The organism is Parashewanella hymeniacidonis, assembly GCF_016900895.1.
Taxonomy (GTDB): Bacteria; Pseudomonadota; Gammaproteobacteria; order Enterobacterales; family Shewanellaceae; genus Parashewanella; species Parashewanella hymeniacidonis.
The window spans coordinates 26,775-46,707 of sequence record NZ_JAFEUN010000021.1; the positions used below are offsets into that span (position 1 = coordinate 26,775).

Genomic DNA, 19,933 nt, shown 5'->3' on the forward strand with positions numbered 1-19,933 from the left:
AACATTTAATCCGCAGCATAACCATTAGGGCCTAAAGCTTGCCCATCTAGATAGCACTGATTAGATTCCATTTTTAATCGGCCTTGGCTAAACCACTTTACAACGAGTGGGTAGATAGCGTGTTCTTGCTCATGAACTCGTTGTGCTAATTCTTCCACGTTATCACCGTCATAGACAGGAACTTTAGCCTGTAAAATAACAGGACCAGCATCCAATTCTGGAATAACAAAATGAACACTTGCGCCATGTTCATTGTCTCCAGCATCAATTGCACGTTGGTGAGTGTTTAATCCTGTGTACTTAGGCAATAACGACGGATGAATATTTACCATCTTTCCTAAGTAGTGATTAACCAACTCATCAGTGAGAATACGCATAAAACCCGCCAAGACAATTAAGTCAGGTTGGTATTTATCAATGGCACACTTTAAGCGGGCATCGTAATCTGAACGTGATTCTTTTGTACGTGCAATCACACAACTGGTATCAATTTCGTGCTGGTGGGCACGAGTTAATCCATACGCTGTTGGTTTGCTACTGATAACGCCTACAACTTCACCTAAAAGGTGGTCGTCACAGCTATCGATAACGGCTTGTAAATTACTGCCGCTACCTGAAACTAAAACTAAAATACGGCAAGCCTTAGCCGACTCCATTAACCGATCTCCACTTGTTCTTCGTCACCATTGCGCTCAGCAATCGTGCCGATCAGCCATGCGTTTTCACCTTCTGCATTTAAAAGAGAAAGTGCCGCATCGACTTTGTCTGATGGCAGAGCAACGATCATACCTACACCACAGTTAAAGGTGCGATACATTTCGTGCTCAGTGATGTTCCCATTCTCTTTAAGCCAATTGAAGACGACCGGCCATTCCCAAGATGTACCATCAACCACTGCTTTAGCGTTGTTCGGTAATACCCGTGGAATGTTTTCCCAGAATCCACCACCAGTAATGTGTGCCATTGCATGAACATCAACTTGCTCTGCAAGTTTTAGCAAAGATTTAACATAAATCTTTGTTGGTTCAAGTAGGTGGTTAATGAGTGGTTTGCCAGCAAGGTCTTGTTGTGGATCAGCTTTGCTTAGTTCTAACACTTTACGGATAAGTGAATAACCGTTTGAGTGTGGGCCACTTGATGGTAATGCGATTAAAGCGTCACCCGCTTTAACTTTTGTTCCATCAATAATGTGTGCTTTTTCAACAACACCAACACAGAAGCCTGCTAGATCGTAATCTTCGCCTTCATACATACCCGGCATTTCCGCTGTTTCGCCGCCAATGAGCGCACAACCCGATTGGTGACAACCTTCAGCAATACCGTTAACAACAGATGTTGCAGTATCTACATCAAGTTTACCTGTAGCGTAATAGTCGAGGAAGAATAAAGGTTCAGCACCTTGAACAATCAAATCGTTTACACACATTGCAACTAAATCAATACCAACGGTGTCGTGTTTAGCATAATCAATGGCTAAGCGAAGCTTAGTACCTACACCATCTGTACCCGAAACCAAAACAGGCTGCTTATACTTAGTCGGCAGTTCGCATAATGCGCCAAAGCCTCCTAAGTTACCCATGACTTCAGGGCGGTGAGTACGTTTTACGGCAGATTTGATGTTATCAACCAGTGCATTGCCTGCATCGATGTCTACACCAGCGTCTTTATAGCTCAGAGAGGTAGGAGTGGTCACAGAGGTTCCTCTTTGGGTACCAAAGTACTTTAAGGTACTTATTATTTTTAATATATTGCACAAAGAACAATGTCTTCACACATTGAATTTTTCGGGCGCAATTCTATCAGTTTATTGGCTTTGCCGAAAGCGAACGATCAACGTTAATTTTGCTTTAGCTGGTGGTTTAATCGTCATTCGATTCAGTTGCTTAGCGATCCACATCACGATTCGGTGGATTTGTGAAACTATCTGTTTTTTTAACGGGATAAATTCGGTATTATCCGTGCAATTTGCCTTTTTCCGACAAAAAAGAAATCTAGGAGTACTCTATGAAAGTCGTTGAAGTAAAACACCCACTAGTTAGCCACAAAATTGGATTGATGCGTGAGGGTGACATCAGTACTAAGCGTTTTCGTGAATTAGCAGCCGAAGTTGGTAGCTTGTTAACTTATGAAGCGACGGCTGATTTAGAGACTGAAGAAGTTACCATTAATGGTTGGAACGGTCCTGTTAAAGTTGACCAAATTAAGGGTAAAAAAATCACAGTAGTACCGATTCTTCGTGCGGGCTTAGGCATGATGGATGGTGTGCTTGAACATATGCCAAGTGCACGTATTTCAGTAGTTGGTATTTACCGTGACGAAGAGACGTTAGAGCCAGTTCCTTATTTCGAAAAATTAGCCAGTGATCTTGATGAGCGTTTAGCATTAGTCGTTGATCCAATGTTGGCGACAGGTGGTTCATTGATCGCAACATTAGATCTTCTTAAAGAGCGTGGCTGTAAGCATATTAAAGCTTTAGTGTTAGTGGCTGCACCAGAAGGTATTGAAGCGCTTAAAAAGACGCATCCAGATGTTGAGTTATATACAGCCTCTATCGACGACTGCTTAAATGAAAAAGGCTACATTTTGCCAGGTCTTGGTGATGCGGGTGATAAGATTTTTGGTACAAAATAAGTATTAAGAGTTTTATAGTAAAGGAGGCATTAGCCTCCTTTTTTGTTTGCCCAGCGAAGCTGGCAAACCCGACAGGTTGAAAGAAACCTGTATCGCCCCGACTGAGGGGAAGATAATCCGAATAGCAAGGGCGTTGTTGGCTAACGGCAGGGTCTGAAGGAAGCCATAGGAAGTTAGAGGAACACAACGAAAGTGAACCTGATTCGGCATAATAGAGAGGTAAGCGTCCGAAATAGCGCAACGCCAAATACTCAGTCAGCTCTATTATGTGTTTGAGGGTGGGATTTCTAACAGGGAGCCAGTGCAGTAACTGGGGAAGCCTGACACCGACTCTGAAATTCAGAAACTTTTATTCAAGAGGAAACTCAAGGTGAAAGAGGGTGCGAGGTGGCAGATGACCCCGTAGTAGTGAGTAAAATCCAGCCGATGAAAGCCAGTAATGGTGTGGAGGGGAAAACTGGGTTGACCAACAGCTGCGTTTGTTGGCGGCATTTGAAGCCAAAAGCTCAAATGTCAGGCGAAGGGGTGAAGCTTAATTTAAGTTTGTCATGGACAGATGTTTTTTTGTTTTGGCATTAGCGACATTACCAGGAATAAAAGGGTAATGGCACTCAAGAACCATTATTCCAATTGTTTCACCACTCCAAGATGCAGTTGGACAGTCAGATAAATATAAAGTCACTTATTTTCCAGTATTTGGATAAGAGTTTTTCTAAAAGTAGCTTTTGAATTACTTATCGACAAGTTAAACAATATTTAAATGGAACTAAAAGCTCTTATAACGTCATTGCAGCAGCCCACCCAAAAATAAGTAGCGGAATGTTGTAATGAATAAAGGTCGGGATCACGCTGTCACGCATGTGGTCATGCTGACCATCAACATTTAAACCCGCAGTAGGACCTAATGTTGAATCAGATGCGGGTGAGCCGGCGTCACCTAACGCACCAGCAGTACCTACAAGTGCAATGGTAGCAGGCACAGAAAAACCAAATTGCAGTGCTAATGGAACGTAGATGGCAGCGATAATCGGTACCGTTGAAAATGAAGATCCAATGCCCATAGTGATCAGTAAACCAACTACCAACATTAACATTGCTGCTAATGCTTTATTGTCACCGATCATCGCATCAATGGATTGTACTAACGAATTGATCTCACCTGTTTGTTTAATAACGGCAGCAAAGCCTGCTGCAGCAATCATAATAAACCCAATGTTAGCCATCATTTTCACACCCTGAGTGAAAATATCTTGATTGGTTACATTTTTTAAAACCCCAGAAAGACTGAATACAATGAATCCCACCAGTGAACCGAAGATCATGGACTCAGTTGTCAATTGAACACTTAACATCGCTGCGATTGCAATAACAGAGACAACGATATTTTTTTTGCTTATTTCTGTAACCGTAGCAGCCGTTTCTTGAGCTTGTTTGTAAACTCTTGGTTTTCTGTAGCTAATAAATACAGCAACGAATAGGCCTAAAATCATCCCCATGGCAGGAATAAACATAGCCTGTGGCACTTGCGAACGAACGGCATCCAATCCATTGTTGTTTAGGTTCGTTAGCAAAATGTCATTTAAGAAAATACCACCAAAACCGATTGGTAAAATCATATAAGTGGTTACAAGACCGAAGGTGATTACACAGGCGATGAGTCTTCTATCAATGTGCAGTTTAGTTATTACACCTAAAAGAGGTGGGATCATAATTGGAATAAATGCGATATGAATCGGTAAGATATTTTGTGAGCCAATGGCCATACAAAGAATACTGAATATCATCACCCATTTGATTACAAATACATTGTTATCGTCCGCATCTTTACCTAATTTTGTCACGATTTTGCTTGAAAGCCATTCAGCAACACCAGAGTGCGATAGTGCGACTGCAAATGCACCGAGTAGGGCATAACTGAGTGCGATTTTGGCACCACCGCCCAACCCATTATTAAAAGCACTGATTGTGGTGCTGATATCCAAATTACCCAATAGGCCGGCAACAACGGCACTTACCGTTAGAGAAATAACAACACTGACTCTAAATAAGCTAAGTAGCATCATTAAGCTGACTGCAATAACCACTGAATTCATTATTTATATTTTCCCATTTATATGACGCTACTATTTATGCCCGTGTTTTTTGTATGTGTAAAGGCCGAATTTTGTTGATTTTTTGTCGGGTTACCAATCAATTTTGTAAAACTTGAGCAAAATACAGGGAAATAGGTTGCTTGATGTGATCAAGCTCATATAATGCTTGTTAATTTGAACTTGCTGGCAAATGACTTCGTATGAGGACATTGATAACTAGCATTATGATTAACTTTAGATGGAGATCTAAAATGAGCGTATTAGTAGGTCGTAAAGCCCCTAACTTTAAAGCTGCTGCTGTTCTTGGTAACGGTGAAATTGTTGATAATTTTGATTTAGCTGAAGCAATCAAAGGTAAGCCAGCTGTAATTTTCTTTTACCCACTTGATTTTACTTTTGTATGTCCATCTGAGTTGATCGCATTCGATCACCGTATGGAAGAGTTCACTAAGCGCGGTGTTGAAGTTATCGGTGTTTCTATCGATTCTCAGTTCACTCACAACGCATGGCGTAACACTCCAATCAACGAAGGCGGTATTGGTCCAGTTAAATACACTTTGGTTGCAGACGTTAAACACGAAATTTGCCAAGCATATGACGTTGAGCATCCAGAAGCTGGTGTAGCTTTCCGTGGTTCATTCTTAGTGGACAAAGAAGGTATGGTTCGTCACCAAGTGGTTAACGATCTTCCACTAGGTCGTAACGTAGATGAAATGCTACGTATGATCGACGCCCTACAATTCCACGAAGAGCACGGTGAAGTTTGCCCAGCTGGTTGGAATAAAGGTGAAAAAGGCATGCAAGCAAGCCCTGAAGGTGTTGCAAGCTACCTAGCTGGAAATGCAGAAGAGCTATAATCTAACCATTTATACCCATGATACCTGAAGATGCTCGATTTCAGCAAGAATGCACAACTTGTTAATCAAGGCGACGGTGTGCGGCAATAGTGAGCTATTGTTAGCACTGGCAACGAAGAGTAACAAGCTGTGCAACTCGCACTGCGTGGACTTCTCAGCGCCAATTCTTCTTTGTTACATTAGCTCGAAAGAATCCCGATATTCCTTCGCTAATGCGCCTCAAAGAATTGGCGCTGAAAAAGTCCTGAAACATGCATCTTAAAGTATCATGGGTATAGATTTGTTCCTAGAAGCTGCCATTGGCAGCTTCTTTTGTTTTTAGTCTAATTTCTACTTCAATTTCTCTCCATTCAAGTTATTATATTTTTCTTCTATTCAGGCAAGTTGGAGAGCCGCATGTCAGACAAGTGTCTACTTGCTAAAGGGACGTTAATTGAAATTCATGCATGGAAAGGGTTATTAGAAACTCAAGATATTGAGGTTGAATTAAAGGGCGAAGCATTGCTTGGTGCTACTGGTGAGTTTGGACTCGATGCTTCATATGCCGAAGTTTGGGTGAAAAAAGACAAGATTGATCACGCTAGAAATATCTTAGATTCAATGCAACAGCAAGGTGAATCATGGTGTTGTAGAGAGTGTGGTGAAAAAAATGAGTCTAATTTTGAACTTTGCTGGCAATGTGGCACAGAAGCCCCGGAATAAATTGAATGCAATATTTTCCCATATTTGTAGATACTCAAAACATCAATGTTCTGGTTGTTGGTGCAGGAGAGGTCGCAGCACGTAAACTCGCATTATTGGTAAGGACTGAAGCCAAGATAACCGTTATCGCAGATAAAATTTGTGATGAAGTTGAGGAGTTAGTGAAAACACATCGAGTTAAATTGAAACCTAGACTCGTGAATGAAGATGACATTGAAGGTATTCAGTTACTTTATTTAGCTACTGCAGATCGTAAGGTTAATCAGCAGTATGCGGCTTTAGCCACTCAAAATAATATTTTGGTTAATGTTGTTGATAGCCCAGAAGATTGCTCTTTCATTACTCCTGCGATTGTAGATAGAGGGAAGCTACAAATTGCTGTCAGCGGTAGCGGGGCTGCTCCCGTAATTGCTGGGTTGATTAGAACTAAGATTGAATCTTGGTTACCCCAGTCTGTTTCGCAATTAATCGAGTTTGCCGCAAATACTCGAAGCTCACTAAAACAAACGTTAAATAAAAGTGTTGGTTTAAGGCAGTTTTGGTATCAATTTTTTAATCGAAACGGTTTTGGGTTTAGTGAAGTAACTCCAGATGTTTTTCAACAAACACTCGAGCAATGTAATGAAGCGTTAGGGACTGCAGTCACCAAAATATACTTCATTCAGTCAGCACAAGACATTTCGACATTGCCAATATCAGTGTTACCTATTTTACAGCAAATAGATGATGTTTATTTTGAAGATGAAGTCCCACAAGAGTTGAATGAACTCATTCGCCGAGACGCTACAAGAAACCGATTCAGGACAAATCAAACATACGAATTTCAATCTGCAAATGTTTTGGTTTATGCAACTTCTTGCAACTTACCAAACACAATCTTCCTAAAATAAAAAACCGCCAGAAAAGGCGGCTTTTTTATTTGTGGCTATTTAAAATTGATAGTTATACTGAAGTCCATAATAAATCGCATTTCCGTGTGTGTGAGCGACGGTATTACCCGTTAATGAGCTCGCTTCATCTACACGAGTATTCTGACCTCTAACTAATGCAACACCAAAATCAACAGTATTGTGATTGTCTAGCTTGTAGCTAACACCACCGGAGTACCAAATTCGATTAGAATCAGGAATGGAAATTGAAGTGAGTTTATCCACACCTTTGTTGTCATAGAGTAGACCACCTCTCACCGTCCACTGGTCATTCAGCATGTACGTTGCTCCGACAGAATATAACCAAGAATCTTTCCAGTGATATTCCTTAAGCGGTTCATTTGGAACCTTAGCACCTGCCAATTCACCATCTTCTAATGTGATTTGGTCAAACTTCTTCCACGTTGTTAGTTGAGCGGTGTAATGAATTGCAAATCGATTTGTTAATTGGTGGAAACCACCAATTTGGAAAATATCGGGAAGTGGGATCTCAAGCTTGTCGAACACTTTTTGTTGAAGTGTTGTTGAATCAAGCTTCTCTAATTGACCATCCACTTTGATATCTGGGCTTTTACGATAACTAATGCCAATACGATTATCTTTATTAAATTCATACAATAGGCCTACGATACCGCCGAAACCCCAACCATCGGCATCAACATAAGCTGCCGTTAGTGGTGTTGTAATGTCAGCACCTATATCTTTAGGTAAGTTCCCGATAACACCTTGTCTTACAAGTTTTCCTGAACCATAAATGCTATCAAGCCCTAAACCAAGGCTTAAATTTTCATTGATACGGTATGAAGCACTTGCATTAAATGTAATCGTTTCAACATCAGTCTGCCCGAGAAGGTCAAATGGAAGAGGGTGTATTTGACCACCTTTGCGGATGAATGCATCATTGTATCGAGTGGTAATAGGAGTGGTATTTGTTCCGGTACCAAAATTAGTAAAGGCTGCCACACCAAACGCAAATTTATCATTCACAGGGTGTATGTAATAAAAGTTAGGAACAAACTTATTTGCTGCTGCATCACTTAAGTGGCCAATCGCTTGCCCTGATATTTCAGACTCGACATCTTTAACTCTGACGTCCGTTTGAACATATGTTAAGCCACCAGACAACGCTGATTTGCTGAATAAAGCCATTGCCGCTGGATTACGTGCGAGAGCAGATGCGTTATCCCCAATGGCTGCATCACCTGATAGAGCTCGCCCAATTCCTGTTGCAGATTGGGAGTTAAACTGAAATCCTGAAGCGAATACGTGCCCACTTACTAAAGTTATCGCTACAGCTATACTTGTCTTGTTGAATAGTTTCATATCATTATCCAGTTATTGAAATACTTCTATCAATTACTAAAGGATAGTAAATTTGAACAAAAAGATATTTCTATTTTTTAGCGTAATTCATTGAATATATTTAGAAATTTTTTATCTGATCCAAGTAATATTAGAGGGACTGTGAAATCCTATCAAGTCAGACCAGTATATTTTTTGTAAATGACAAGTGAAAAAATAATCAGAATTAAGAGTTACTGAAGTGGTTTAGCCGATATGGTTTTATTTTTTTGTTAAAAAACAATACATTAAATATCAAGGTGTTTGTTTTTTTTTATAAGCGAAGTTATAAGTATTGTTAATTAATCTTTGTTAATCAGCATAAGTTCAAATGAACCTATGCTGATATCTTATTAATTATAAATGCTTTTTAAATACGTTGAAGTTAGATTTGTTACTTTCGTCTGCTGGAAAAATAAAGCTGACAATCACACCAACGGTTGCTGCAAAAATAAAGGCTGGAAGTAACTCATATAAATCAAAAATACCACCTTCAAGTTGTTTCCAAATGATTACCGTTAATGCGCCTGTTAGGATAGTCGCAATCGCACCTGCTTTACTGTAACCCTGCCAAAATAAAGATAAAATCACTACAGGACCAAATGCTGCACCAAAACCAGCCCAAGCGTAACTGACCAACTCAAGGACATTACTCTCAGGATTTAACGCAATTAATGCTGCAACTACGGCTACAAAAAGCACACTTGCACGGCCTATAATCATTAATTCTTTTGAACTTGCACTCGGTTTTAGCCACTTTTTATAAAAGTCTTCAGTCACGACGCTAGAGCACACCAGTAGTTGTGAATCAATTGTACTCATAATGGCAGACAGAATTGCTGCAATCAGCAATCCACCAATCCAAGGGCTAAAAGCTGCTTGAGTAAGATAGATAAATACCGTTTCGCTGTTTTCTAATGGAGAATTTGCGAAATGTACTGCTCCAGCTAAGCCGACTGTCAGTGCGCCTAACAATGAAACTATCATCCAGCTCATGCCAATTCGGCGAGAAACGGTTAAATCCTTCGGGTCGCCAATTGCCATAAAGCGAGAAAGAATATGCGGTTGGCCAAAATAGCCTAATCCCCAAGCTAATAATGAAAGCAGACCAATAACAGTCATGTCTTCATGCAGTATAGACAACATACTTGGATCAAGGTTTGACAGGTTTTGTTGATTTTCTGGTTGAGAAAAAATCGCTACGGGAACGATCAGTAATGCAATTAGCATTAGGCAACCTTGGAAAAAGTCTGTCCAACTAACAGCAAAAAAACCACCAATAAAGGTATAAGAAACAATGATAACGCTGCCAATTAATAAGGCGTAAGTGTAATCAAGGCCGAATACTTTCTCGAAAAGAATTGCGCCGCCGACCATGCCTGAGGAGGTATAGAAGGTAAAAAATACCAAAATGGTCAGTGCTGAAATGAGCTTCAAGATACCGCTTTTGTCATTGAAGCGCTTTTCAAAAAAATCAGGTAATGTCAGTGCATTATCAGTAAACTGGGTATATATACGAAGACGTTTAGCGACAAACAACCAATTTAGCCAAGCACCGACTAATAAGCCAATACCAATCCAAGCTTCACCTAAACCGCCAACATAAACGGCACCAGGTAAACCAAGTAGTAACCAGCCAGACATATCAGAAGCGCCAACGCTTAAGGCTGTTACAGCAGGCCCCATTTTACGACCACCTAAAATATAGTCGTCAACGTTGTCGGTTTTTTTGTAAGCCCAAAAGCCAATTGCCAGCATAGCAATTAAGTAGGCTGAAAAGGTAATGAGAATAGGGAGGTTAATGCTCATAGAATCACTCTTGTGATAGTTATTATTCCAGCACTACATGGTAACAAAAATTTTGCAGGTGTTGGGAAATGATATTTGTATGAAAACTTAGCAAAAAGAAATAAGTATATGAATAAATATTAATGCAATGGAAACTACTGCTTCATACGCATAAGAATAAAATGACATTCTAAAAAGCGTTAATTCTTAAATTAAATTCCCCTTTAATATTGAATTAGGTAAATCGAAATGTCACTAAAGTTTCCTTCTGTTGCAACTCAGTTCCCCGCAGAAATTAGATTAGACGACATTCAACAGCCAATACCTATGGTGGGCTTGAGGGTGTTTGTTGCCCCTCAAGAAAGTGAAGGTAATCATAAAAAAGAAGTAGGGTTAACTCATTTTACAGTTTCAACTGCAACTAAGCCTGTTATTGTTAAATTTTATAAAGACTCCAAATTGGGACGTCAGCTTGTAAGCTCATTTAATGCAGAAATTGAATTTCAAGATTGTCATGATAAGTGTTGGCAGGTTAAAAGTACTTCTTTATCAGTTAATGGCGGTAGTAAGAGCCATGAATCGAAAGCATTAGAATATTTAGATGCGAAATTAAACCTTAATGTAATCAAAGGCAAGCAAGTAGATTCCACCAGTTTGGTATTAGATATTCTGGCAGGACGTAGTATACAAGTTAGCGCATTTATTGGTGCAGGAGCAAATTTGAATTGCCGAGTATCTCTTAAGAATTTTTCACAAAAAATCCATAAAACTTCAACATTAAAAGGTTTCAATATTGAATATAGTAGAAAGCCTGGAAGTAGTTCTAAGTGCTACTGTCGGGATTTTTGGGATGATTATGTTCACCATCCAAAGGGTGCATGCCCGGATGATGTTAAGCATACTAAGTGGGGAGTTAAGAGCGAGTTAGAGTTTGAGTCAATATCGAATTCCCAAAGCACACCGCTTCACCTTGCTGTTTTAGCTGGAAAAACTTCAATAGTCGCATTACTCATCAATGGCGGAGCTAGTCCTGCTTTTCAAGATAGCTTAGGAAGAACACCGCTACACATTGTTTGCAGGCCTGAATACAAAGATATGCGCCAGTGTTTAGTTAGTGCTTGCAAACCTGGCGATCTAAATATTAAAAACGCTCAAGGGATGGGCGTCATTCATTTGGCCGTTGAATTATCTGATGATGAGTATGTGCAAATGCTTATGAATGCTGGCGCCGATCTCAATTTAACTGATTCGCACAATAATACCCCGATTCATCTAGCTGTGACGAAGAGGGATTTTAAACTTGTTTCTAAATTTGCCGAAAAATGTGAGCTTGATAAGTTAAATAAAGATGGTTTAAGCCCCTTACATCTAGCAGTTTTTAAATTAAACATCTGTATCATCGATAAATTATTGGAAGCAGGCGCAGACCCTTATTTGGTAAATGAAAAAGACGAAAGCGCTATTTCTGCAGCAGTAAATAAGGGAGATTTGAGTTTACTTAACAAACTATTGCAGTGTGAGAGCACAAACGCCTATAAAAAGGAATGTATAGAACACGCACTAAATATTGCTGAAAAGAAAAAGGACGTAAAAATGATGCTTACTCTATTAACGTCTCTAATGAAGCTGGATGGTCAAACAGCAAAATTAATACCAGCTCTCTCATTAAAAACTTCAGAAGGTGCTGAAAGAGGAGAAGCAAGTGTTCCAGGGAAAGCCCAACAGCCTGAACCTACATTCGTTGTTAGTAACGCACATGTTAAACGGTTAGATGGATTGTTGAGTGCTGCAATTCAACAGAATGAAATGACAGTCATTGATGGTTGTATTTCCTTGATTAATAGTGACAGTTTCAAAGAGAGCACGACGCAATTTTGTAAAGCATTTAAATCAGCGATTTTAAAGACTAATATTCCCGAAGTGCAGCATTTGGCTCTTTTGCGAAAAATCTACTCAGTTAATCGGTATGAGAATTTGATTGATGAAGGTAGAGGATCGATTATTTGTGCAATAACAAATGAGGCTCCTAATTATGTATTGGAATTTCTTTTTGAATTAGCAGTGAAAGAAGCAAATCTTGACATGCTTCAGCACTCACATGAAGGTAAATCAGTCTTAGATGTTATTAGTGAGTCGTATGACTCTTCAATTCTTCCTCTCTTTCTTCTTTCCTACCATAAAGTGCAAGTGACATTAACAAAAAGCAGCACTCAATCTACTCATTATTCGAGTGGCGATGAATCGAAGGAATTCGGGCAAGAAATGACTTCCTTGAAAGTGAATTAAAAAATAACAGCATTGAAAATTTTATAACTCTAGAGAGATTTAAAAAGTTTCTATTGAGCGTGGCAGTTTAGATTTTATATTGGAACTATTATGGAGCAGTTATCAACAAATACATCAAACCCTATTCAGTTTGATGTTCATCAACATCAATCGCCTTGCCAGTTTACGGTAGTCGATTGCTATGAAGTAAGTTCTTCGAATAGTGATAATAAAACAGCAAGATCGCTTTCATATATTACGGCTAATCATGAACCTAGAGCAGTAGTTGTTAAATTTCATAACCATTGCCTACAAAAAGTGCAATCCTTTCAAAAAATTGAAGCTAGGTTAGAATTTGTGCCAAAAGGAAAGCTCTGCTGGAAAATTGCTCCAACGGCTGACACATCTGAAAGCCTGAAAACTGTAAAAGTTGTATGTGACAAGTTAAATCTAATGGGACATGGAAGTGAATTTATTCAATCTATTCTAAAAGGTAATGCACAAGAAGTTTTAAATTATATTAAGGCCGGTTTTAACGTAAATTGTGTTTTGTCTAATGAAAACTTTAACGTCTCGCTTGAGCAAGCTGAGAGTTCCCATGGTTTCCAAATTTCCCATAACTTTATAAATGGTCAAAATTGTGATTGTGGTAAATGGTTGTTTTCTGAATATCACTATAGAGCTTCTGAATGTAAAAACGGTGTGAAGCATGCAAAATGGGGATATGACAGCAGATATGAACATGAAGAGCTTTTATCACAAGGGCTAACACCATTACACATTGCAATTTATTGTGATCATAAGCCAGTAGTTTTGGAATTAACAAAAGCTGGCGCACGACCTAATATTAGAGATAAAAATGGTCAAACTGCAATACACTTATTAGCAGAATTGGGCTTTAAGGATTTAAGTGACCCTGTAATAAGCTCATGTAAAGATAATGATATTGATATTAAAGATGATAGTGGTAATACAGCTTTACATATAGCGGTTTATAAACACAATAGAGAGCTTTGTAAAAAAATCATTGAGGCTGGTTCATGCACGAGTATAGTTAATCACAAAGGTTTGACTCCTTTAATGGTTGCAATCAAGAAACAAAATAAAGAAATTGTTGAATTATTTTTACCTAATATCGAAGTAGGTAAACCACTTCATACTGGAGAATCAGTCTTACAAGTTGCCGTTGATTCCTGTAGACCATCTCATTATGAGTTAATCGATTTACTCTTAGAGCATGGCGCAGATCCATTTTTCTGTTCTGATATGTCAAAAAGTGCAATTTTAGGAGCTGTGAGTAAAAAAGATGTAAAGCTATTAACAAAATTACTATCTGTAAATAGCAAAGATGACGCTCATATAAAAGTCGAACATTTAAAAGCGGCATGTAAAAAAGCAATCCAACTTAAGGACATTAATGCAGTTAATGAGCTCCTGAAGTATATAGATAGTTCCTTTTTTGATGAAAATGTTTTAGATATCTTAGATATGGCAATATTTAATAAAGATATTGAAATGGTAACTCAGTGTATTACCTCTATCGATAAGCAAAATTTAGGTTTACAAAGTGAAAAAAGTTCATTGGAAGTTTCAAACTCTCTTTTGAAGCAAGCGCTTGAGTTGGATTGTGATGACGATGACGATATTCATCTAGAAATTATAGAGAAGGTGTTTTCTGTAAAATATGATGCTTCGGTTGATCTAGGTGAACTTTTACAGTTCGCTGTTCAGAAGGAGGGTTATAGAAGGTTGGAAGTTGCTTTGTACTTCCTTACGAATCTGGCTCTTAAAAGGAATGAAATCGAGATGTTAAATGCTGTATTACTTAATAAAAAACATCGTCAAATGCTTATGGATAATTTTAGTCAAGCCATGATTACTTTGGTCAAGAGAGCTTACTATACACTGGTGCAAGCAAGTATTGAAAATCCGGTACTTGACAACGATAGTTGGGTTTCAGTGTCTATAGATGATGGTGTCGATTCGCCCCTTCAGGCTAAGATGTTAGCTCCTGAGGCTAAGATGTTAGCTCCTGAGGCTGAGGGTAGACTAAAGCCTCAGCCAATATTGGCTGGAGTCAGGAATGAAGATGAGTTGCTATAGGTTCTATAATCGCTTTCTTAATTGAAGTTAAAAATTTAGCTATAAACTTGTTAAAGATAGCCACCAAGAAGAAATGATGGCTACTCGTTGACTAGAACATATGCCTTTCAAGCCCTGTTTTATCCAAAATCATGGTAGAAATCTCTTCTACCGAATGATTGGTAGTATTGATAAACGGAATTTTTTCTTTCTTATATAACATTTCAACTTCTTTCACCTCAATACGACATTGGCGCAGTGAAGCATAGCGGCTATTACTTAAACGTCCCTGACGAATTTCATGCAGTCGCTGCGGATCGATGGTTAAACCAAACAGTTTCTTTTTATTTCTTTTTAATGCTTCTGGGAGCTTTAGGTTATCCATGTCGTCTTCAACAAATGGATAGTTTGCCGCTTTGACTCCAAACTGCATTGAAAGATACAAACTTGATGGTGTTTTACCACAACGAGAAACACCCAGCAGGATAATGTCGGCTTTATCCATATGCTTTAGTGTTTGACCATCATCATTATCCATCGAATAATTAATGGCATCGATGCGGTTTTCATAACTGGCATTTTCTTTACCGTGAGTTCGATGAAGTTTTGGTGACGCTTGCATACCGAGTTGCTCTTCGAGCGGTGCCACAAAAGTATTTAAAAAGTCATAACCAGCGCCTTTGCTACTGGTAACAATTTCACGAATTTCTGATTTTACGATGGAATGGAATATTAATGGCTGAATACCTGTTGTAATAAAACAATCATCTATTTGTTGCTTAACTGCGTTCGCTTTTGATGTTGTCTCCACAAATGGAATTGTAACCTGTTCAAATTCAATAGGAAATTGAGAAAGAACTGCATGACCAAACACCTCTGCGGTAATTGCTGTTCCATCAGAAATAAAGAATACTTTAGGTGCCATAACTGCCTCTTGTAGTAATAAAATTACAAATAAAATTATAGATTTACGCCTGTTGTGACGGAGTGTAGAATGCCTCCGAGCGAATGTGAAGGACTTGTTTCATTCGCTTATATTAATTCCGATAGCAGTGTGCTTTGTTTCAAATATCGAACAAACTGCTATCGGAATTAATATAAATATTTGCGGAGATAGAACTGTGCAACAATATGTACTCTGGTATCAGGAATTAGGCATGGGCGACGTCAACACGGTTGGCGGTAAAAATGCATCTTTAGGTGAAATGATCAGCAATTTATCTAATGCTGGTGTACAAGTACCTGGTGGATTCGCAACAACTTCTCATGCTTTTAATGAGTTTCTTGAGCAAAGTGGAGTTAACCAGAAGATTTATGACATCCTAGACACTTTGGATGTAGATGATGTAAATCAACTTGCTAAAGTTGGTGCACAGATCAGACAGTGGGTTATCGACACGCCTTTCCAACCTGAATTAGAACAAGCGATCCGTGAATCATACGAGAAGTTATCGTCTGAGACTCAGGACGCTTCTTTTGCCGTTCGTTCATCAGCGACTGCTGAAGATATGCCGGACGCTTCTTTTGCAGGTCAGCAGGAAACTTTCCTAAACGTAAAAGGTTTTGATGCAGTTCTCGTTGCTATCAAACACGTTTACGCTTCTTTATTTAACGATCGTGCAATTTCTTACCGTGTTCATCAAGGTTACGACCACCGTGGTGTTGCGCTTTCTGCTGGTATTCAGCGTATGGTTCGTTCTGATAAAGCGGCATCAGGTGTAATGTTCACTATGGATACTGAGTCAGGTAACAATGACGTTGTATTCATCACTTCATCCTTTGGTCTGGGTGAAATGGTCGTACAGGGTGCAGTGAATCCTGATGAGTTTTACGTACACAAACCAATCTTAACTGAAGGCCATCAAGCTGTAGTTCGTCGAAATATCGGCAGCAAGCTAATACAGATGGTGTATTCAGATGATTCAAGTCATGGTAAGCAAGTTAAAATTGAAGATGTTGAAGCTGAGAAACGTCGTCAGTTTTCTGTAACTGATGCTGAAGTGATGGAGCTTGCTAAGCAAGCGATGATCATCGAAAAGCATTACGGTCGTCCAATGGACATCGAATGGGCGAAAGATGGCAACGATGGCAAGCTTTACATTGTTCAAGCTCGTCCAGAGACAGTTCGCAGCCGTGAAGATGTTCAGTTAATCGAACGTTATCACCTAAAAACAAAAGGTGATGTACTAAGCGAAGGCCGTGCAATCGGTCATAAGATTGGTACTGGTGTTGCTAAAGTATTAGGTTCGATTGATGAAATGGATCAAATTCAGCCGGGTGATGTACTGGTAACCGACATGACTGACCCAGATTGGGAACCAATCATGAAGCGTGCAAGCGCTATTGTTACTAACCGTGGCGGTCGAACTTGCCATGCTGCAATTATTGCTCGTGAATTAGGTGTGCCAGCTGTAGTGGGTTGTGGTGACGTAACAGACCTAATTAAAACAGGTCAAGAAGTGACAGTCTCTTGTGCTGAAGGCGACACCGGTTTCATCTACGAAGGAAAGCAAGAGTTTGATGTCGTCACCAACCGTGTTGATACATTACCTGAACTTCCAATGAAGATCATGATGAACGTTGGTAACCCTGATCGTGCATTCGACTTTGCACGTTTACCAAATGAAGGTGTTGGTCTAGCGCGTCTTGAGTTCATCATCAACCGTATGATTGGTATTCACCCGAAAGCATTGCTTGAATTCAACCAACAAGATTCAGAGCTTCAGCAAGAAATCCACGAGATGATTGCAGGCTATGACTCACCTGTCGAGTATTACATTGCTCGTTTGGTAGAAGGTATCGCTACTATTGGCAGTGCTTTCTATCCGAAGAAAGTGATTGTTCGTATGTCTGACTTTAAGTCAAATGAATACGCTAACCTTGTGGGTGGTGACCGTTACGAGCCTGAAGAAGAAAACCCAATGTTGGGCTTCCGTGGTGCAAGCCGTTACATCTCTGAATCGTTCCGTGATTGCTTTGCACTTGAGTGTGAAGCTATCAAACGTGTACGTAATGAAATGGGTTTGAAGAACGTTGAGATCATGATCCCATTCGTTCGTACTCTTGAGGAAGCAGCGCAAGTGATCGAACTTCTTAAAGAAGAAGGTCTAGAGCGTGGTAAAGATGGTTTGCGTGTCATCATGATGTGTGAATTACCGTCTAACGCATTAATGGCTGATGAGTTCTTAGAGTACTTTGATGGTTTCTCAATTGGCTCAAATGACTTAACTCAGCTTTCATTAGGTCTAGACCGCGACTCAGGTATCATTAGCCACTTGTTTGATGAGCGTGACCCAGCGGTTAAAAAGCTTCTTGCAATGGCAATTCAGTCAGCTAAGAAGAAAGGCGCTTACGTTGGTATTTGTGGTCAAGGTCCATCAGATCACGCTGACTTTGCAGCTTGGTTAGTTGAGCAAGGTATTGATACGGTATCGTTAAACCCTGATACAGTAATTGACACTTGGTTATATCTGGCTGAAGAGCATACTAAGTAAGGTTTTCAGCAGGTAAAGAAAAAGCGCCGAAAGGCGCTTTTTTAATGGATTAAATAAAACTTTTATAGTGCCCAGTTAATTGAAGCGCCTGCAATAGGCTTAGCCCAATCGTCACCGCTTGACATTGAAAGTGTTGCTTTCAATGAAATGTACTTATTGGCATTTCCAACAATACCAAGTGCTAATGCACTCTCATTGTTGTAATAGCCTGCGCCTACCGACAAAGTTAAATCAGTTTGAGCTTGTGTAGTTGCCATTGAGCCAACTGCCACACTTGCTGCAATTGCGCCATCTAAACGTTTTAATTGGCTGTAAATATCTTGTACTTGGAAATCAATTTTATCTAAACGGTTGGTATTTCCTTGGATTAATGCAGCGTTATTGGTTTCTTCATTTTGTAGTTGACCGATATTGTTACTGTTCTGAGTTATGTCGCCCATTGCGGTATCGATTCTACCATTTTCTTGCTGCTCAGCGGATTCACTGCGTTGAGTTTCAGTGTTAATTGCGGCTTTGTTCTGTGAAGCACTTTTGGTGTTTGCATTAATAGATGTTCTATTATTAGTAACTTGTATATTTGTATCAGCAATGGCTGTAGTGTTCGAGGTGATTTGTTGTTCACCAGCACTGATGGCTTCTTTATTTGAAGTTATATCAGCTTTGTTTGATTTGATATCTGCAGTGTTGGTAGCAATGTTGGTTCCATTTGTGTCAATTTTTGTATCGTTGGCTGCAATTTGAGAGCTGTGATCAGATACTTTTTGATTTGTTGCTTTAATGGAATCAGAATTGTTTGCAATATCCGTTGTATTTTGAGTGCTTCGTTGAGCATTAGATGTTATATCAGTTGTGTTTGCTGCAATATTGGAAGCATTCGCACTTATGTTGGACGTATTATTGGCGATGTTATATGAGTTAACATCGATTTTTTGGCCATTTTTATCAATCTTTTGATTTGCATTTTGAAGGCCTAATGTATTTTTCTCTGTATGAGCAGTGTTGTAACTTATACGACCAAAATTATCTTTTATTTCTTTACTGTTTTTTGTAATTTGATCTTTATTTTGCGCAATGGCCATTTTGTTTTGTAAATGGCCTTCGGCATTTTTAATGATCAAATTACCATTTGCATTTATTTCTCGATGGTTCGCTGCAATGGTGCCCTTATTTTTATTAATGTTACTAGCATTATGGTCAATAAGCTGTGTATTAAGACCAATATCTTCATCATTTTGTTTTATATAGCCTTTATTTGACCTTATATCAATTTGATTGCTTTTGATGTCATAGTAATTAGCCTGATTGTAATATCTGTTATCTTTAATATTTTCAGAATTTTCAGTAATTTTGGTTTTGTTTTCGTTTATTTTTTTTAGATTTGAGTGAGGGGTTGTAATTGCAGCTCCAGCGCTGAATGCGACTGTACCAATAATGGTTGAAAGAACAATAGAGATTAAAGACTTTTGCATGTGGGTACCTTATTAATATTAAATAAAAATAATTCTGTGCTTCAAAGCCTTTCCCTTCAGTAGCTATCCTGTGACTCAGGTGCCTCAATTAACGAGTATTAACTAGCTTAGATGCGTTTGCTTAAAAGCACTGAAAAAAGTTGTTAAGTGGTATAGAGGCTGACTCTTCTACACAAATATTATGGAAATTGAACTTATTATCGTTTCGTTGATCTGATCAGTAAATTACACTAGATAAGGCAACGCATCATGTCAATTTTCAACCAAGATCTATGGTCAAAA

14 protein-coding genes are annotated in these 19,933 nt (G+C 39.1%); 7 read left to right on the forward strand and 7 right to left on the reverse strand.

All coding sequences use genetic code 11. The features are described from left to right. Positions 1-5 precede the first annotated feature (5 nt). A complete protein-coding gene (gene purN, locus JQC92_RS06305; protein ID WP_204998855.1) occupies positions 6-656 on the reverse strand; it encodes a phosphoribosylglycinamide formyltransferase in 651 nt (216 codons plus the stop codon). After that, complete coding sequence (gene purM, locus JQC92_RS06310; protein ID WP_204998856.1) at positions 656-1,693, reverse strand: phosphoribosylformylglycinamidine cyclo-ligase; 1,038 nt, start codon at positions 1,691-1,693, stop codon at positions 656-658. The genes purN and purM overlap by 1 nt, the downstream gene beginning before the upstream one ends. Positions 1,694-2,004: 311 nt before the next feature. Between purM and upp the strand changes: the two genes are divergently transcribed. Continuing rightward, positions 2,005-2,631, forward strand: a complete 627-nt coding sequence (gene upp, locus JQC92_RS06315; RefSeq protein WP_129946315.1) for a uracil phosphoribosyltransferase — start codon at positions 2,005-2,007, stop codon at positions 2,629-2,631. A gap of 776 nt (positions 2,632-3,407) precedes the next feature. Here the strand turns inward: upp and JQC92_RS06320 are convergent. Next, complete coding sequence (locus JQC92_RS06320; protein WP_204998857.1) at positions 3,408-4,724, reverse strand: Na+/H+ antiporter family protein; 1,317 nt, start codon at positions 4,722-4,724, stop codon at positions 3,408-3,410. 251 nt (positions 4,725-4,975) lie between these two features. On the opposite strand from JQC92_RS06320, the gene JQC92_RS06325 reads away from it, so the two are divergent. From JQC92_RS06325 to JQC92_RS06335, 3 genes are all read left to right on the forward strand, one after another. Further along, complete coding sequence (locus JQC92_RS06325; RefSeq protein ID WP_129946318.1) at positions 4,976-5,581, forward strand: peroxiredoxin; 606 nt, start codon at positions 4,976-4,978, stop codon at positions 5,579-5,581. Positions 5,582-5,977: 396 nt separating this feature from the next. Further along, positions 5,978-6,283, forward strand: a complete 306-nt coding sequence (locus JQC92_RS06330) for a putative signal transducing protein (RefSeq protein WP_204998858.1) — start codon at positions 5,978-5,980, stop codon at positions 6,281-6,283. Between the two features lie 5 nt (positions 6,284-6,288). Next, positions 6,289-7,173, forward strand: coding sequence for a precorrin-2 dehydrogenase/sirohydrochlorin ferrochelatase family protein (locus JQC92_RS06335; RefSeq protein ID WP_204998859.1), 885 nt, complete (start codon positions 6,289-6,291; stop codon positions 7,171-7,173). Between the two features lie 39 nt (positions 7,174-7,212). On the opposite strand, the gene JQC92_RS06340 is transcribed toward JQC92_RS06335, so the two are convergent. Together JQC92_RS06340 and putP are read right to left on the reverse strand one after the other, a co-directional pair. Continuing rightward, on the reverse strand, positions 7,213-8,535 hold the full coding sequence (locus tag JQC92_RS06340) for an OmpP1/FadL family transporter (RefSeq protein WP_204998860.1): 1,323 nt from the start codon (positions 8,533-8,535) through the stop codon (positions 7,213-7,215). A gap of 375 nt (positions 8,536-8,910) precedes the next feature. Then, positions 8,911-10,362 (reverse strand): sodium/proline symporter PutP, encoded by a 1,452-nt coding sequence (gene putP / locus JQC92_RS06345; RefSeq protein ID WP_204998861.1) that lies wholly within the window; start codon positions 10,360-10,362, stop codon positions 8,911-8,913. Between the two features lie 228 nt (positions 10,363-10,590). Between putP and JQC92_RS06350 the strand changes: the two genes are divergently transcribed. Both JQC92_RS06350 and JQC92_RS06355 read left to right on the forward strand, forming a co-directional pair. Further along, positions 10,591-12,627 (forward strand): ankyrin repeat domain-containing protein, encoded by a 2,037-nt coding sequence (locus tag JQC92_RS06350; RefSeq protein WP_204998862.1) that lies wholly within the window; start codon positions 10,591-10,593, stop codon positions 12,625-12,627. Between the two features lie 90 nt (positions 12,628-12,717). Further along, positions 12,718-14,709 (forward strand): ankyrin repeat domain-containing protein, encoded by a 1,992-nt coding sequence (locus JQC92_RS06355; RefSeq protein ID WP_204998863.1) that lies wholly within the window; start codon positions 12,718-12,720, stop codon positions 14,707-14,709. Between the two features lie 91 nt (positions 14,710-14,800). Here JQC92_RS06355 and ppsR read toward each other — a convergent pair whose 3' ends face one another. After that, entirely contained in the window at positions 14,801-15,613 is an 813-nt protein-coding gene (gene ppsR / locus JQC92_RS06360) for a posphoenolpyruvate synthetase regulatory kinase/phosphorylase PpsR (protein ID WP_204998864.1), read from the reverse strand. Between the two features lie 196 nt (positions 15,614-15,809). Here ppsR and ppsA point away from each other — a divergent pair, with 196 nt between their 5' ends. Beyond that, on the forward strand, positions 15,810-18,182 hold the full coding sequence (gene ppsA, locus JQC92_RS06365) for a phosphoenolpyruvate synthase (protein ID WP_204998865.1): 2,373 nt from the start codon (positions 15,810-15,812) through the stop codon (positions 18,180-18,182). A gap of 62 nt (positions 18,183-18,244) precedes the next feature. Here the strand turns inward: ppsA and JQC92_RS06370 are convergent, their stop codons facing one another. After that, positions 18,245-19,651, reverse strand: coding sequence for a YadA-like family protein (locus tag JQC92_RS06370; protein WP_204998866.1), 1,407 nt, complete (start codon positions 19,649-19,651; stop codon positions 18,245-18,247). Positions 19,652-19,933 lie beyond the last annotated feature (282 nt).

What these genes read in the sequence shown, in the direction of transcription:
- JQC92_RS06340 (WP_204998860.1), bottom strand. Translation starts at nt 8,535, where the DNA reads ATGAAACTATTCAACAAGACAAGTATAGCTGTAGCGATAACTTTAGTA.
- purN (WP_204998855.1), bottom strand. Translation starts at nt 656, where the DNA reads ATGGAGTCGGCTAAGGCTTGCCGTATTTTAGTTTTAGTTTCAGGTAGC.
- JQC92_RS06330 (WP_204998858.1), top strand. Translation starts at nt 5,978, where the DNA reads ATGTCAGACAAGTGTCTACTTGCTAAAGGGACGTTAATTGAAATTCAT.
- JQC92_RS06320 (WP_204998857.1), bottom strand. Translation starts at nt 4,724, where the DNA reads ATGAATTCAGTGGTTATTGCAGTCAGCTTAATGATGCTACTTAGCTTA.
- ppsR (WP_204998864.1), bottom strand. Translation starts at nt 15,613, where the DNA reads ATGGCACCTAAAGTATTCTTTATTTCTGATGGAACAGCAATTACCGCA.
- JQC92_RS06325 (WP_129946318.1), top strand. Translation starts at nt 4,976, where the DNA reads ATGAGCGTATTAGTAGGTCGTAAAGCCCCTAACTTTAAAGCTGCTGCT.
- JQC92_RS06335 (WP_204998859.1), top strand. Translation starts at nt 6,289, where the DNA reads ATGCAATATTTTCCCATATTTGTAGATACTCAAAACATCAATGTTCTG.
- JQC92_RS06355 (WP_204998863.1), top strand. Translation starts at nt 12,718, where the DNA reads ATGGAGCAGTTATCAACAAATACATCAAACCCTATTCAGTTTGATGTT.
- upp (WP_129946315.1), top strand. Translation starts at nt 2,005, where the DNA reads ATGAAAGTCGTTGAAGTAAAACACCCACTAGTTAGCCACAAAATTGGA.
- JQC92_RS06370 (WP_204998866.1), bottom strand. Translation starts at nt 19,651, where the DNA reads ATGCAAAAGTCTTTAATCTCTATTGTTCTTTCAACCATTATTGGTACA.
- JQC92_RS06350 (WP_204998862.1), top strand. Translation starts at nt 10,591, where the DNA reads ATGTCACTAAAGTTTCCTTCTGTTGCAACTCAGTTCCCCGCAGAAATT.
- putP (WP_204998861.1), bottom strand. Translation starts at nt 10,362, where the DNA reads ATGAGCATTAACCTCCCTATTCTCATTACCTTTTCAGCCTACTTAATT.